At 49.9% G+C, this 13,138-nt stretch carries 11 protein-coding genes and 1 other annotated feature; of the genes, 7 read left to right on the top strand and 4 right to left on the bottom strand.

Annotation, left to right across the window (positions count from 1 at the left end; translation table 11 throughout):
* Positions 1-5 precede the first annotated feature (5 nt).
* Positions 6-185, bottom strand: coding sequence for a pleiotropic regulatory protein RsmS (rsmS, locus tag ACX9GV_RS13450; protein ID WP_037383619.1), 180 nt, complete (start codon positions 183-185; stop codon positions 6-8).
* A gap of 135 nt (positions 186-320) precedes the next feature.
* The gene (gene priC, locus ACX9GV_RS13445; RefSeq protein WP_473195873.1) at positions 321-857 is read right to left on the bottom strand and encodes a primosomal replication protein PriC; all 537 of its coding nucleotides are present in this window, start codon (positions 855-857) and stop codon (positions 321-323) included.
* Positions 858-1,166: 309 nt separating this feature from the next.
* On the opposite strand from priC, the gene apt reads away from it, so the two are divergent.
* The 7 genes from apt (at position 1,167) to hemH (ending at position 9,627) form a co-directional block, all read left to right on the top strand.
* Positions 1,167-1,718 (top strand): adenine phosphoribosyltransferase, encoded by a 552-nt coding sequence (gene apt, locus ACX9GV_RS13440; RefSeq protein ID WP_023491028.1) that lies wholly within the window; start codon positions 1,167-1,169, stop codon positions 1,716-1,718.
* A 773-nt stretch (positions 1,719-2,491) separates the two neighbouring features.
* Positions 2,492-4,459 carry a DNA polymerase III subunit gamma/tau gene (gene dnaX, locus ACX9GV_RS13435; protein WP_473195872.1) on the top strand — a complete coding sequence of 656 codons (1,968 nt, stop codon included), beginning with the start codon at positions 2,492-2,494 and terminating at the stop codon, positions 4,457-4,459.
* Positions 3,792-3,856: a sequence feature (DnaX frameshifting element), on the top strand. It overlaps the preceding gene by 65 nt.
* Before the next feature lie 39 nt (positions 4,460-4,498).
* On the top strand, positions 4,499-4,831 hold the full coding sequence (locus ACX9GV_RS13430) for a YbaB/EbfC family nucleoid-associated protein (RefSeq protein ID WP_023491023.1): 333 nt from the start codon (positions 4,499-4,501) through the stop codon (positions 4,829-4,831).
* Positions 4,831-5,436: a recombination mediator RecR gene (gene recR, locus ACX9GV_RS13425; protein ID WP_023491022.1), complete on the top strand. Its 606-nt coding sequence runs from the start codon at positions 4,831-4,833 to the stop codon at positions 5,434-5,436. The genes ACX9GV_RS13430 and recR overlap by 1 nt, the downstream gene beginning before the upstream one ends.
* A gap of 261 nt (positions 5,437-5,697) precedes the next feature.
* The gene (gene htpG / locus ACX9GV_RS13420; protein WP_473198039.1) at positions 5,698-7,563 is read left to right on the top strand and encodes a molecular chaperone HtpG; all 1,866 of its coding nucleotides are present in this window, start codon (positions 5,698-5,700) and stop codon (positions 7,561-7,563) included.
* A gap of 226 nt (positions 7,564-7,789) precedes the next feature.
* The gene (gene adk, locus ACX9GV_RS13415) at positions 7,790-8,434 is read left to right on the top strand and encodes an adenylate kinase (protein ID WP_023491019.1); all 645 of its coding nucleotides are present in this window, start codon (positions 7,790-7,792) and stop codon (positions 8,432-8,434) included.
* 230 nt (positions 8,435-8,664) lie between these two features.
* Positions 8,665-9,627 carry a ferrochelatase gene (gene hemH, locus ACX9GV_RS13410; RefSeq protein WP_473195871.1) on the top strand — a complete coding sequence of 321 codons (963 nt, stop codon included), beginning with the start codon at positions 8,665-8,667 and terminating at the stop codon, positions 9,625-9,627.
* 71 nt (positions 9,628-9,698) lie between these two features.
* On the opposite strand, the gene ybaL is transcribed toward hemH, so the two are convergent.
* Together ybaL and ACX9GV_RS13400 are read right to left on the bottom strand one after the other, a co-directional pair.
* Positions 9,699-11,381: a YbaL family putative K(+) efflux transporter gene (gene ybaL, locus ACX9GV_RS13405; protein ID WP_473195870.1), complete on the bottom strand. Its 1,683-nt coding sequence runs from the start codon at positions 11,379-11,381 to the stop codon at positions 9,699-9,701.
* Positions 11,382-11,818: 437 nt separating this feature from the next.
* On the bottom strand, positions 11,819-13,036 hold the full coding sequence (locus ACX9GV_RS13400) for an MFS transporter (RefSeq protein WP_473195869.1): 1,218 nt from the start codon (positions 13,034-13,036) through the stop codon (positions 11,819-11,821).
* Between the last annotated feature and the right edge of the window lie 102 nt (positions 13,037-13,138).

The raw sequence follows: 13,138 nt of genomic DNA, 5'->3' as shown, positions 1-13,138 counted from the left end.
GAGGCCTACGGGTCGGCAGATAAATACGGTTTCGCCCGGCGTGATTGCAGTATCTTCTGCTGGTAATCTTTTCTGACAATGTCCAGTGCAGCCAGCGCTGTGACCGGGTCTATCTCGTTGCATTCGAGCAGATAAATCAAATCTACCGCCAGTTGCAGTTCTGGCGAGGCATTTTCCAGTGGCATATATCCAACGTTTTCATGTGTCAAAGTGTCGTACTTCCCAACCTTAGGTTGGGAAGTACTGAGAATAATCTGTAGCAAAGTATAATAAACTTATGTTGCAGTGGGGGAGAATCATTAAATTAATGTGATAAATCTTCAAAAATTGTTTTCTTTACGCGCAATACTGCGCTCAATTCGTGTTAATGCCTGCCTGCAACGTAATAATCTGCCTTCTATCGCTGCCACTTCCTGCTGCAATTTTTTCTGTGCCGCGAGGGTTGTTTGGGCACCTAACAGACTTTCGCGATCTTGGATCATACTCACCAGACGGCGTTCATAGTCCTGATGTTCTGCAAGTTTATGATAGATATCCACCTCACCCATCACTTTGGGCTGATTTTTACGCCGTAACACCAAGGTGGCCAGTTCACGTTGTAAAGCCGTGATCTGAGCGACCAATCTTTCAGCCAGAAAAGCCACTTGGGCGGTACGGTTATCTTTTACTGCCATTTGTAATTGGGCAAAGTTCTTCTGTATTTCGGCTAAATAATCACGCAGCCGGGTACCGCGATTGGAGAAAAGGGCAACATCAAATCGCGCCTGTGGAATCGGCATATCGCCTTGTGGCTGAATGTTGTTGGCTAAAGCGGTTATCTGCTGTTCAAGCGTTTGTAATAAGCGTTGTGTACTCACGGTGGCTCCTTATACCCAAGTGCCAGTTGCAAAAAAAGCCTATAAACACGGCTTGTTGCGCCATGATGGTGATTATCCTGATGCTTATTGACCTATCGCAACAAAAAACGTGCTGATTGTACGCTCTCAGTTGCATTTATCGCGTATTTTGCATAGATTTGGGCGTTTTCGTGTGCAGGTTTCCTGCCGCCATTTTGAGTTGATGGCAAGGCAGTTGAGAGCCTGTGTGGAAGTATACCCGTTGTCATGCCAGTTGCTTCAGTATTTCAGCAGAACGGGTATATCAGCATGTATTATCAGGCAATAACTATGGACAAGACTGCGCAGCAGCTTCAGTTTATTAAAGAGAGTATCAAAACCATACCTGACTATCCGAAGCCGGGTATTTTGTTCCGCGATGTGACCAGTTTATTGGAAAACCCGCTGGCCTATGCGTCCAGTATTGAGCTGTTGGTTGAGCGTTACCTTGATAAGGGGGTAACCAAAGTGGTGGGGACTGAAGCGCGTGGTTTCCTGTTTGGTGCACCGGTAGCATTGGCTCTGGGTGTCGGTTTTGTGCCCGTGCGTAAACCGGGTAAATTGCCACGAGCTACAATAAGTGAAAGTTATGAGCTCGAGTATGGTACCGATAAACTGGAAATCCACACCGATGCCATTACGGCTGGCGATAAGGTGCTGGTGATTGATGATCTGTTGGCGACCGGCGGTACCATTGAAGCCACGGCCACCTTGATTCGTCGCCTCGGTGGCATCGTGGAAGATGCAGCATTTATTATCAACTTACCGGATCTTGGCGGTGAAGCGCGCCTTAACAATCTGGGAATCGATTGTTACTGCCTGGTTGATTTCGCTGGTCACTGATTGATCTCCGACACCCGTCAAGTTGCAGACATCTAACCCTGCAGCTTGATGGGTAATGGCTCTGTATTCCCTATCAATGCAAAACAGAGTATTCCACATATAGAGGTTCAGCGCTTTCTCAGTCTGCATTAAGCCTGGCGAGCCACCGACAAAGGCTTCATAAGCCTCGATTCTAGCAACAGAGAGACTATTCTTTATGTAGTTTGACGGCATCGTCAAAGATCCTTATACTGGCATCACTAGCCCCGGGACTTGTTAGTTGGCAGCTTAGTTAGTAGCCATGCTTCCCCCCGAGGACGATCGATAGAGTTATACAGAAAAGGTTCGCAGAAATGCGGACCTTTTCTGTTTATGTTTCCTATTATTTAGGACTGAGCGAGTAAGAAATAACCGTATTCAACATCGCCAACCCGATAGTTTTAATGGTATCAGGTGTAACCTCTCTGATGCAGTCAAGCAACGGAGAACCTACGGTAAATTCGGGTGATTTTGCGACAATGTTCGCGTCATCGTCCTTCTTCGATCACCAATTTGCGTAATGTCTATGACGGCTGACCGATTCCCACATGCTCTGGGGGAGCACGTTTTTTGTGGCTCATGTGAATTATCACTTTTGCCATCAAATATTCTCCCGATAGGACAATGGGTGACATTTCAGATTTGCTCAAAGAGAACATGACCGCATAGTCCTGGCGCAGGTATAAACACCCTCGCCTATCAGTGTGGCCCTGTGTTAGCATAACCCCTCATATTACTCGACTTCTCCGGTGTTAATGAGCTATCAGGTTCTTGCCCGTAAGTGGCGCCCTCAAACATTTGCCGATGTCGTTGGACAAGAACATGTCCTGACGGCGCTGACTAATGGCCTCAAGCTTGGGAGGCTCCACCATGCTTATCTGTTCTCTGGTACCCGTGGTGTCGGTAAAACCACTATTGCCCGCATATTGGCCAAGTGCCTGAATTGCGAAACGGGCATCACGGCAACACCTTGTGGTCAATGTGATAATTGCCGTGAGATTGAGCAGGGCCGCTTTGTCGATTTGATCGAGATTGACGCCGCCTCCAGAACTAAAGTGGAAGACACCCGCGACTTGCTGGATAACGTACAATATGCCCCGGCGCGCGGTCGTTTTAAGGTTTACCTGATTGACGAAGTCCACATGCTTTCGCGTCATAGCTTCAACGCTTTGTTGAAAACGCTGGAAGAGCCACCGGCACATGTTAAATTTTTACTGGCCACCACGGATCCGCAGAAACTGCCAGTGACTATCTTGTCTCGTTGCTTGCAATTCCATTTGAAAGCGATGGACGTTGATCAGATCCGGACTCAATTGGAAACCATCCTGCAGGCAGAGCACATCACCAGTGACACCCGAGCGCTGCAACTGCTGGCTCGTGCTGCTGACGGCAGTATGCGTGATGCCCTCAGCCTGACTGATCAGGCCATTGCCATGGGGCAAGGGCAGGTGAGTAGTGATACCGTCAGCCAGATGCTAGGAACGTTGGATGATGAACAACCCTTGGCCATTCTGGAAGCCTTGGTTCATGCTGACGGTGAAAAAGTGATGGCCCAGGTGGCACAGGCTGCTTCGCGTGGTGTGGATTGGGAAAGTCTTCTGGTGGAAACCTTGGCGTTGCTGCATCGTATCGCCATGCTGCAATTGCTGCCATCGGTGTTGGACAACCACTATGCGGTTGTTGAACAGCGGTTGCGTGAATTGGCGCGCCTGCTACCCCCCACAGAAGTACAGCTTTATTACCAAACGTTGCTGATTGGCCGTAAAGAGCTGCCTTTAGCACCTGATCGCCGTATGGGGGTTGAAATGACCCTGTTACGTGCGTTGGCCTTTCACCCCAAAGCGGTAATCCCTGATCCTGTGAGCAGAGCGCCGACTGTTCCAGCGCCAGCATCGTCAGTACCTACTGAAAATCATAGTAGGCCTGAGCAGTACGCCGAAGGGGGGGATATGCCTCCGCCGTTAGGGCAGACGCGACCAGCACAGAGCCAACAACAGACAAATTTACCGGATGCCACCGCGCAATTATTGAAAGCGCGCACCCAGTTGCTGCGGCAACAGGGGGCATCCACCGCAAAAAAGAGTGAGCCGGCTGCACCAATAAATGGGCGGCCGGCGAACTCAGCACTGGAGCGGTTGGCTGCAGTGACTGAGCGTAGTCAGCAGCGCCAGGCGGAAAAGCGGGTAGCAGAAAAACCTGCGAAGCCAGAAGCCTATCGCTGGCGCGCACAAACTGAACCGGAGGCTCCCCAGGAGCCGTTGGCGACACCAAAAGCCCTGCGTACCGCCCTGGAACATGAAAAGACCCCCGAGTTGTCAGCTAAACTGGTGGTTGAGTCGCTCAAGCGTGATCCTTGGGCGGCAGAAATTGAACAACTGAAGATACCTAAACTGGTGCAGCAACTGGCATTGAACTCCTTTAAACAACAGTTGGCTCCGGGTAGTATTTGTCTTCACTTACGTTCTACCCAACGCCATTTGAACTCTTCTACGGCGCAAAGAACGTTGGCGGATGCACTCAGTGAATTGCACGGTAGCACGGTTGAACTCACTGTAGTGGAAGACGATAATCCAGCAGAACGGACTCCGTTGGAGTGGCGGCAAGCCATTTATGAAGAAAAACTGGCGCAGGCTCGTCAGTCTATAATTGCGGATACCCATATTCAGACACTGTGTCGTTTTTTTGACGCCGATCTGGATGAAGAGAGTATTCGCCCCATTTAACACGGCGCCCAGTGTGCGCCCATGCAATGAGAGACGACTATGTTTGGTAAAGGTGGTTTGGGTAATCTGATGAAGCAAGCCCAGCAGATGCAGGAAAAAATGCAGCAGATGCAGGAAGAAGTTGCCCGGTTGGAAGTTACGGGTGAATCAGGTGCTGGCATGGTGAAAGTGACCATTAATGGTGCGCATAACTGCCGCCGTGTTGAGATCGACCCCAGCCTGCTGGAAGAAGACGACAAAGAGATGCTGGAAGATTTGATTGCCGCTGCATTCAATGATGCAGCACGCCGTGTAGAAGAAACGCAAAAAGAGAAGATGGCGTCGGTTTCTAACGGTATGCAGTTGCCACCAGGCTTTAAGATGCCGTTCTGATGCAAACCAGCCCGCTCCTTGAATCCTTGATGGAGGCGTTGCGTTGCCTACCCGGTGTGGGTCCTAAGTCGGCGCAGCGCATGGCATTTCAACTGTTGCAGCGTGATCGCAGTGGTGGCATGCGCTTGGCTCAGGCTTTGACCCGCGCAATGTCTGAGGTGGGGCACTGCGCTGACTGCCGCACCTTTACCGAACAGGATACCTGCACCATCTGCAATAACTCGCGCCGTCAGCAAAACGGCCAGATTTGCGTGGTAGAGAGCCCAGCGGATATTTATGCCATTGAGCAGACCGGGCAATTTGCCGGGCGCTACTTTGTGCTGATGGGGCATCTGTCACCGCTGGATGGTATTGGCCCTGGTGATATTGGCCTTGACCGGCTGGAGCAGCGGTTAGAGAAAGAGACCATCAGTGAAGTGATCCTGGCCACCAACCCGACGGTGGAAGGGGACGCCACGGCCAACTATATTGCCGAGATGTGTAGCCAATATGGCGTGGTTGCTAGCCGTATTGCTCATGGCGTTCCGGTTGGCGGAGAACTTGAAATGGTCGACGGTACCACGCTGTCCCACTCTCTGGCTGGGCGGCATGTGATCAAGTTTTGATATTTTCAGCCGGGCAATGTGCAGCCCGGCTTCGAGATAACCCACAAAAAAAACCGCACAGTCGCTTGAAAAACCTCATGGTTAACCCCACTTAATCCTCATTGTTCGATTTGGTCATATTCCCTGCGTCTTTCAAGCGGTGATGGCGTTAACTGCTTCAGTTCACTTCAATCTTGGGTGGATTTAAGCATCAACAACGGTCATGAACCAATTGAAAGGTATCGGGTATAACACTATTGGCTATTGAGGTAATCAATGAGTATGAAAGGTCAAGAAACCCGCGGATTCCAGTCTGAAGTTAAACAACTGCTTCATTTGATGATTCATTCGCTCTACTCCAATAAAGAAATCTTCCTGCGTGAGCTGATTTCTAACGCATCCGATGCGGCTGACAAGCTGCGTTTCCGGGCGCTTTCTCAGCCAGAACTGTATGAAGGTGATGGTGAACTGCGCGTGCGCGTCTCTTTTGACAAAGATAAGCATACCCTGACCATTGCTGATAACGGCATTGGTATGACCCGTGACGAGGTGATTGAGAACCTGGGAACCATTGCCAAGTCAGGGACTAAAGCTTTTCTGGAGTCGATCGGTTCCGAACAGGCGAAAGACAGTCAACTGATCGGCCAGTTTGGTGTCGGTTTTTATTCGTCATTTATCGTGGCAGATAAAGTCACTGTCCGTACTCGCGCTGCCGGGGATCGTTCGGATAAAGGGGTGTTCTGGGAGTCTGCAGGGGAAGGTGATTACACCATTGCCGATATCGACAAAGCGGAACGTGGCACTGAAATTACTCTACATCTGCGTCCTGGTGAAGAGGAATACCTTGATGGCTGGCGTTTGCGTTCGGTGATCGGCAAATATTCCGATCACATTGCGTTGCCGGTTGAAATCGAAACCAAGAATGAAGAAGACGATACGGTCACTTGGGAGAAGATCAACAAGGCGCAAGCGTTGTGGACCTGCAGCAAATCCGATGTGACGGATGAAGAGTACAAAGAGTTCTATAAGCACATTGCTCATGACTTCACTGATCCGCTGGTCTGGAGCCACAACCGGGTAGAAGGTAAGCAGGAATATACCAGCCTGCTGTATATCCCGGCTCGTGCACCTTGGGATATGTGGAATCGGGATCATAAGCACGGTCTGAAACTGTATGTTCAGCGTGTGTTTATTATGGATGATGCCGAGCAGTTTATGCCTAACTACCTGCGTTTTGTCCGTGGGCTGATAGACTCCAACGATTTGCCATTGAACATTTCCCGTGAGATTTTGCAGGATAACCGTGTTACCCAGAGCTTGCGTGCTGCGTTGACCAAACGTGTACTGCAGATGCTGGAAAAATTGGCAAAAGATGACGCCGAAGCCTATCAGACATTCTGGCAACAGTTTGGCTTGGTGATGAAAGAGGGGCCAGGGGAAGACAGCAACAATAAGGAAGCTATTGCTAAACTGTTGCGCTTTGCTTCTACGCATAGCGACAGCTCGGCGCAAACCGTGTCGCTGGAAGAGTATATTGGCCGCATGATTGAAGGCCAAGAGAAGATTTACTACATCACCGCCGACAGCTATGCCGCCGCCAAGAGCAGCCCACACCTGGAACTGCTGCGTAAGAAAGGCATTGAAGTCCTGCTGCTTTCTGATCGTATTGACGAATGGATGATGAGCTATCTGACCGAGTTCGACGGTAAACCGTTCCAGTCTGTCAGCAAAGCGGATGAAGCGCTGGATAAACTGGCGGATGAAACCGAAGAGCAGAAAGAAGCAGAGAAACAACTGGAGCCGTTTATCGAGCGGGTCAAAACTTTGTTGGGTGAGCGGGTGAAAGAAGTGCGTTTGACACATCGCTTGACCGACACGCCAGCGATCGTCACCACTGAAGCCGATGAAATGAGCACCCAGATGGCGAAACTGTTTGCTGCGGCTGGTCAACCTGCACCAGAGGTGAAGTATATCTTCGAATTGAACCCGGATCATGCCTTGGTCAAACGCGCAGCGGATATTGGCGATAACGCACTGTTTGCTGAGTGGATCGACTTGCTGCTGGATCAGGCACTGTTAGCAGAGCGTGGCACACTGGAAGATCCAAACCAGTTTATCCGCTTGATGAATAAACTCTTGTCTGCCTGATATTTGTCTGCTTGGTAATGGTTCCCGCCGCTCTTTCAGTGAAATACGGTAATCTGAATAGCGGCGGGATATTTACCCGTCCGAATTCCTACCATCTCCTTGAGCCACCCCCACCAGAAATGATAAGGTTGAGCGTTTCCGCAATTTTATAAAAACTCAAGCCCGATAAACTTCAAGTTAACGCTTGCAAGGTCAAGGGAAAATACATAGTGAGGGGATTTACGCAATGCGTATCATTCTGCTGGGCGCTCCGGGCGCAGGTAAAGGTACTCAGGCTCAATTTATCATGGAAAAGTACGGTATCCCGCAAATTTCCACCGGTGATATGTTGCGTGCAGCCGTGAAGGCCGGCTCGGAACTGGGCAAGCAGGCGAAAGAAATTATGGATGCCGGTAAGCTGGTAACCGATGAACTGGTGATCGCGCTGGTCAAAGAGCGTATCACTCAACAGGATTGCCGTAATGGTTTTCTGTTGGACGGTTTCCCGCGCACTATTCCGCAGGCTGACGCGATGAAAGAGGCCGGCATTAAGGTGGATTATGTGCTGGAGTTTGATGTACCGGACGAACTGATCATTGATCGTATCGTGGGTCGCCGTGTACATGCGCCATCAGGTCGTGTTTATCACACCAAATTCAATCCACCGAAGGTGGAAGGAAAAGACGATGTGACTGGCGAAGAACTCACCACGCGCAAAGATGACCAAGAAGAAACGGTCCGTAAGCGTCTGGTTGAATATCACCAGATGACGGCACCGCTGGTCTCTTACTATCACCAAGAGGCTGATGCTGGCAACACCGCTTATCACAAAATTGATGGTACGCGCAAAGTCACCGAAGTGAGCAGTGAATTAGCGACCATTCTGGGCTAATTAATCTTTATCGGTTTCTTTGTTGGTCATGATTGCCTGACGCAATCATGACCCGTTTGATCAGGCGTGTGTGATCTGCCATAGCAAGCACTGTACGCCTTTTCCCTCCACTAAAGCTTTTCTCAAAAACCTCAAGTGATGGCATATTGCGATATACCTAAGCCCCATCAAGTGCTTTTCTACTACAATAGGCCTAATTAACAAGATATTAGCCGGAAAGGGAAACTGTGATGAAACAAGAGAAACATGGGGTATTACTGGTGAATCTGGGGACAGCAGAAGCACCAACGCCTAAAGCGGTAAAGCGCTACCTGAAAGAGTTTCTCAGTGACCGGCGTGTCGTTGATACCTCACCGCTGCTCTGGTGGCCACTGCTCAATGGGGTAATTTTACCACTCCGTTCGGCGCGTGTAGCAAAGTTGTACCAATCCATCTGGATGGATGAGGGGTCACCACTGTTAGTGTATAGCCGCCGCCAACAGCAGCAACTGGCGGCGCGTATGCCCAATACGCCAGTGGAATTGGGCATGTGTTATGGCTCACCGAGCCTGGCATCGGCAATCGATAACCTATTGGCACAGGGGGTCACCAATTTGGTGGTATTGCCGTTGTATCCGCAATACTCCTGTTCTACCAGTGCAGCGGTTTGGGATGGCGTGGCGCGGGTATTGAAAAATTACCGCCGTCTGCCTTCGCTGACGTTTATCCGCGACTATGCTGAGCACCCGGCTTATATCCGTGCCCTGCAACAGAGTGTCGCTCAGGCGTTTGTCCAGCATGGGCAGCCTGATAGACTTGTGGTGTCATTTCATGGCATCCCGAAACGTTATGCACACTTGGGGGATGATTACCCGCAACGTTGTGAGGATACCTACCGTGCATTAGCGGCACGGCTCTCTCTGGGCGCGGACCGCATGATGATGACTTATCAGTCGCGTTTTGGTCGCGAGCCTTGGCTGACGCCCTATACGGATGAAACACTGAAAAGTCTGCCAGCTCAAGGGGTGAAACATATCCAAGTGATTTGCCCTGGCTTTTCTGTGGATTGTCTGGAAACCTTAGAGGAGATCAAAGAGCAGAACCGGGAGATATTCCTGGCAGCAGGCGGGGAGAAATTTGAATATATTCCAGCGCTTAATGATGATGCGGCGCATATTGATCTGCTGCAGGAGTTAGTCGCTAAAGGGCTGTGATTGGTTGCAAGTGGGCGTTGTTTGCTGCGTGCCCCGGCTTATCCTTAAGCCGGGGTATAACGGCAACTGGCTTACGCTTTGGCGGCCTCTGCAGTTATCGGTATCGCAAATTGGAAGCTATTTAACATGCTGCTGGCAACCTCGAATTCCCCCATGACTATCTGATTGGCACCCTGTTCAGTCAGATAATCGAGTTCATCATCATAATGCGCACGTACAATAATTTCGATATCCGGTTGTTTAAGTCGCGCGGCAGCCACTATCTCACCGGCTTCATAACTGTTGGGGATGGTCAGCAATAACCAACGGGCGCAATCGAGCCTGGCCAGCTCCATGATTTCCGGATTGGCGGCATTACCGAGTACCGCTTTGAACCCTTGCTCACGCAGGGCCTCCACTTTACTGCGGCTATTTTCAACCACCACCAGAGGAATCCCTTCTTTAGTCAGTTTGTTGGCGAGCAAGTGCCCGACGCGATCACAACCGACGATCAACGCATGGCTACACATATCTACCGGGATCTGCTTCTCTTCTTCTACTGCTTCTTCGAGGCTCTGATCTTCGATGGTCTCGGTTTTAGCCAGATAACGTTCTAATAAACTAAACATCAGCGGGTTAAGCATAATTGACAGAATTGCACCGGCAAGAACCAGATTGCGGCCATGGGGGTCCAGCATGCCGAGTGAAATCCCCAACCCGGCAAGGATAAAGGCAAACTCCCCGATTTGTGCCAAGCTGACAGAAATCGTCAGTGCAGTGCGCTTGGAGTGACCAAATATTCTCACCAGCGCAAAGGCTGCTATCGATTTGCCAAACAGGATAATGGTCAGCGTTGCCAGCACCGCCAACGGCTCCTGAATCAGGATCATCGGATCAAACAGCATACCGACAGAGACGAAGAACAGCACGGCAAAAGCATCGCGCAATGGCAAGGTATCATGGGCGGCTCGATGGCTCAGCTCTGATTCATTCAACACCATACCGGCAAAAAAGGCGCCGAGTGCGAATGAGACATCGAAAAAACCGACCGCGCCGTAAGCAATACCCAATGCTAGGGCCAGAACAGCCAAGGTAAAGAGTTCACGAGAACCGGTACTGGCGGTTCTCGCTAGGATCCAGGGGACCAGTCGGCGGCCGACAATAATCATCAAAGCGATAAAAGCAACCACTTTGCCAATGGTGATCGCCAACTCGCTGAGTAATTGCGTGGTGCTGGCGGTATCGCTCTTAAGCATATTACTGAATGCCGGTAACAGCACTAGCGCTAACACCATGGCTAAATCTTCTACAATTAACCAGCCAATGGCAATTTGCCCTCGTTGGCTGTCAATCAGTTGCCGTTCTTCTAATGCCCGTAGCAGTACCACGGTACTGGCGGTGGATAGACACAAGCCAAAGACCAGGCCGGCAATCAGATCCCAGCCCATCAGTTTGGATAACCCGATCCCCAGCACAGTGGCCACAGCAATTTGTACGATGGCACCGGGAATGGCGATGGATTTTACCGCCAGAAGATCTTTAAGAGAGAAATGGAGGCCAACACCGAACATCAGCAGGATCACGCCTATTTCCGCCAGTTCTGGTGCCAGAGAGGTATCAGCGACAAAACCGGGGGTAAAAGGCCCCGCGAGCACCCCTGCGGCAAGGTAACCCACCAGGGGGGAGATGCGCAGACGGTTAGCCAGCATACCAAAGAGGAAGGCAAGTACTAATCCTCCAACAATGGTGGAGATCAAGGGGGTGTGATGATGCATCCAGACTCCTTTCGGTTGTATACTCTTCATACTTCAAGCTGCTTGGGTGTTAGCTGCACTCTGTCACCCTAGTCACATAGTCAGCTATGCTCCTAGGGCTTCCATCGCTTGCCGCCTACAAGCAACTCGAATTATTTTGGGTATATTACGCAAAAAATAGATAAAGAAAGTGTATGAAAAAATGAAACTATCGCCATTTAAGCGAGAGGGGCGGTGTACATGGGGCCCTCTATCGTTTGAATGGTGATGGGTAACTTATTATAGTGTGTTTTCATTGAAATTACTTAGTTAATTTCAGGTTAGTTAGATAAATAAGGATTTTATGCTATTTTAATCCCTTAATTGTGGTTTTTTATGGTTATCATGGATAAAAAATTGATTTTTATAGTGAATGACCCGGTTTAAATGGCTGTCTAAACCGGGTTTTTAGCGGGAGTTTAGTGCTTGTGTTCAACATTTGGTAGTAATGCTGTGACAATCCCAATAAGTGGTAGAAATGAGCAGATTATGAAAACCAAGTCGATGCTGGTAACATCCGCGACGAAACCAAGCACCGCAGCGCCTAAGCCACCAATACCAAAAGAAAAACCGAAGAATAAGCCCGAGATCATCCCCACTTTAGCTGGAACTAATTCTTGCGCATAAACCAGAATGGCCGAGAAAGCAGAGGCCAAAATCAGGCCAATAATAACGGTTAAAATCCCCGTCCAGTAAAGAGAAGCGTAGGGTAAAGCGAGGGTAAAGGGTGCCACACCGAGGATCGACCCCCAAATAACATATTTACGCCCGATCTTATCCCCTAAAGGCCCGCCAATCAGAGTGCCCACCGCGACGGCAAATAGGAAGGCAAACAAATGTAACTGAGCATTTTGCACCGAAACATCAAACTTCTGTATCAAATAAAAGGTGTAATAGCTGGTGATGCTGGCTAAATAGAAAGATTTGGAAAAAACCAGCAGCAACAGGATGGATAGAGAAACGACGATAGTACGTCGTGGTAGCGCGGTGACCAAGGAAGCCGATTTAGGTTTGCTTTTCGCCATCCGGTGCTGATGTTGATACCATTTGCTCACTTGCAGCAGTACGACAATCGCCAGCAATGCCGCCAGAGAAAACCAGCCAACATTCCCTTTGCCATAGGGGGCGATCACCAGCGCCGCCAACAGCGGACCAAGTGAACTGCCAAAATTCCCCCCCACCTGGAACAGTGACTGGGCCAGACCATAGCGCCCACCCGAGGCCATGCGCGCAACACGGGATGATTCAGGGTGGAATATCGATGACCCTGTGCCCACCAAGGCGGCAGCTAACAAGACGAGTGGGAAAGTATTGGCGTTTGCCAGCAGTAGCAAACCAGAGAGGGTGAACCCCATGCCGATGGGGAGCGAATAGGGCTGAGGATGCTTATCGGTGTAATGACCCACTAATGGCTGCAGCAGCGATGCGCTGAATTGATAGGTTAAGGTAATGATACCAATTTGCGTGAAACTGAGGTTGAAGTCTGCTTGCAGGATCGGATAAATCGCCATAATAAGCGATTGGAGCATATCGTTGAGCAGGTGAGAAACACTGATAGCACCAAGAATAGAGAAAGCAGTCCCGGTTCCCGCTTTGTTTTTTACCGGTGGCATGGTCGCTTCAGAACGATCAGTCATATTATAATTTAGCCTGGTAATTAATTGTGAGGTGGATAGTTTAACCCGTTGATCTTTCCTTCGACAACGTTGTCAATGTTACCTTCAGTGTAAATGACCAAC

Source organism: Serratia sp. 25CWL12 (assembly GCF_055790885.1).
Note: the sequence above shows the minus strand (reverse complement) of the source record. Positions and strands in the feature narration are given on the sequence as shown.

What these genes read in the sequence shown, in the direction of transcription:
- rsmS (WP_037383619.1), bottom strand. Translation starts at nt 185, where the DNA reads ATGCCACTGGAAAATGCCTCGCCAGAACTGCAACTGGCGGTAGATTTG.
- apt (WP_023491028.1), top strand. Translation starts at nt 1,167, where the DNA reads ATGGACAAGACTGCGCAGCAGCTTCAGTTTATTAAAGAGAGTATCAAA.
- dnaX (WP_473195872.1), top strand. Translation starts at nt 2,492, where the DNA reads ATGAGCTATCAGGTTCTTGCCCGTAAGTGGCGCCCTCAAACATTTGCC.
- ACX9GV_RS13430 (WP_023491023.1), top strand. Translation starts at nt 4,499, where the DNA reads ATGTTTGGTAAAGGTGGTTTGGGTAATCTGATGAAGCAAGCCCAGCAG.
- recR (WP_023491022.1), top strand. Translation starts at nt 4,831, where the DNA reads ATGCAAACCAGCCCGCTCCTTGAATCCTTGATGGAGGCGTTGCGTTGC.
- htpG (WP_473198039.1), top strand. Translation starts at nt 5,698, where the DNA reads ATGAAAGGTCAAGAAACCCGCGGATTCCAGTCTGAAGTTAAACAACTG.
- adk (WP_023491019.1), top strand. Translation starts at nt 7,790, where the DNA reads ATGCGTATCATTCTGCTGGGCGCTCCGGGCGCAGGTAAAGGTACTCAG.
- hemH (WP_473195871.1), top strand. Translation starts at nt 8,665, where the DNA reads ATGAAACAAGAGAAACATGGGGTATTACTGGTGAATCTGGGGACAGCA.
- ybaL (WP_473195870.1), bottom strand. Translation starts at nt 11,381, where the DNA reads ATGCATCATCACACCCCCTTGATCTCCACCATTGTTGGAGGATTAGTA.
- ACX9GV_RS13400 (WP_473195869.1), bottom strand. Translation starts at nt 13,036, where the DNA reads ATGACTGATCGTTCTGAAGCGACCATGCCACCGGTAAAAAACAAAGCG.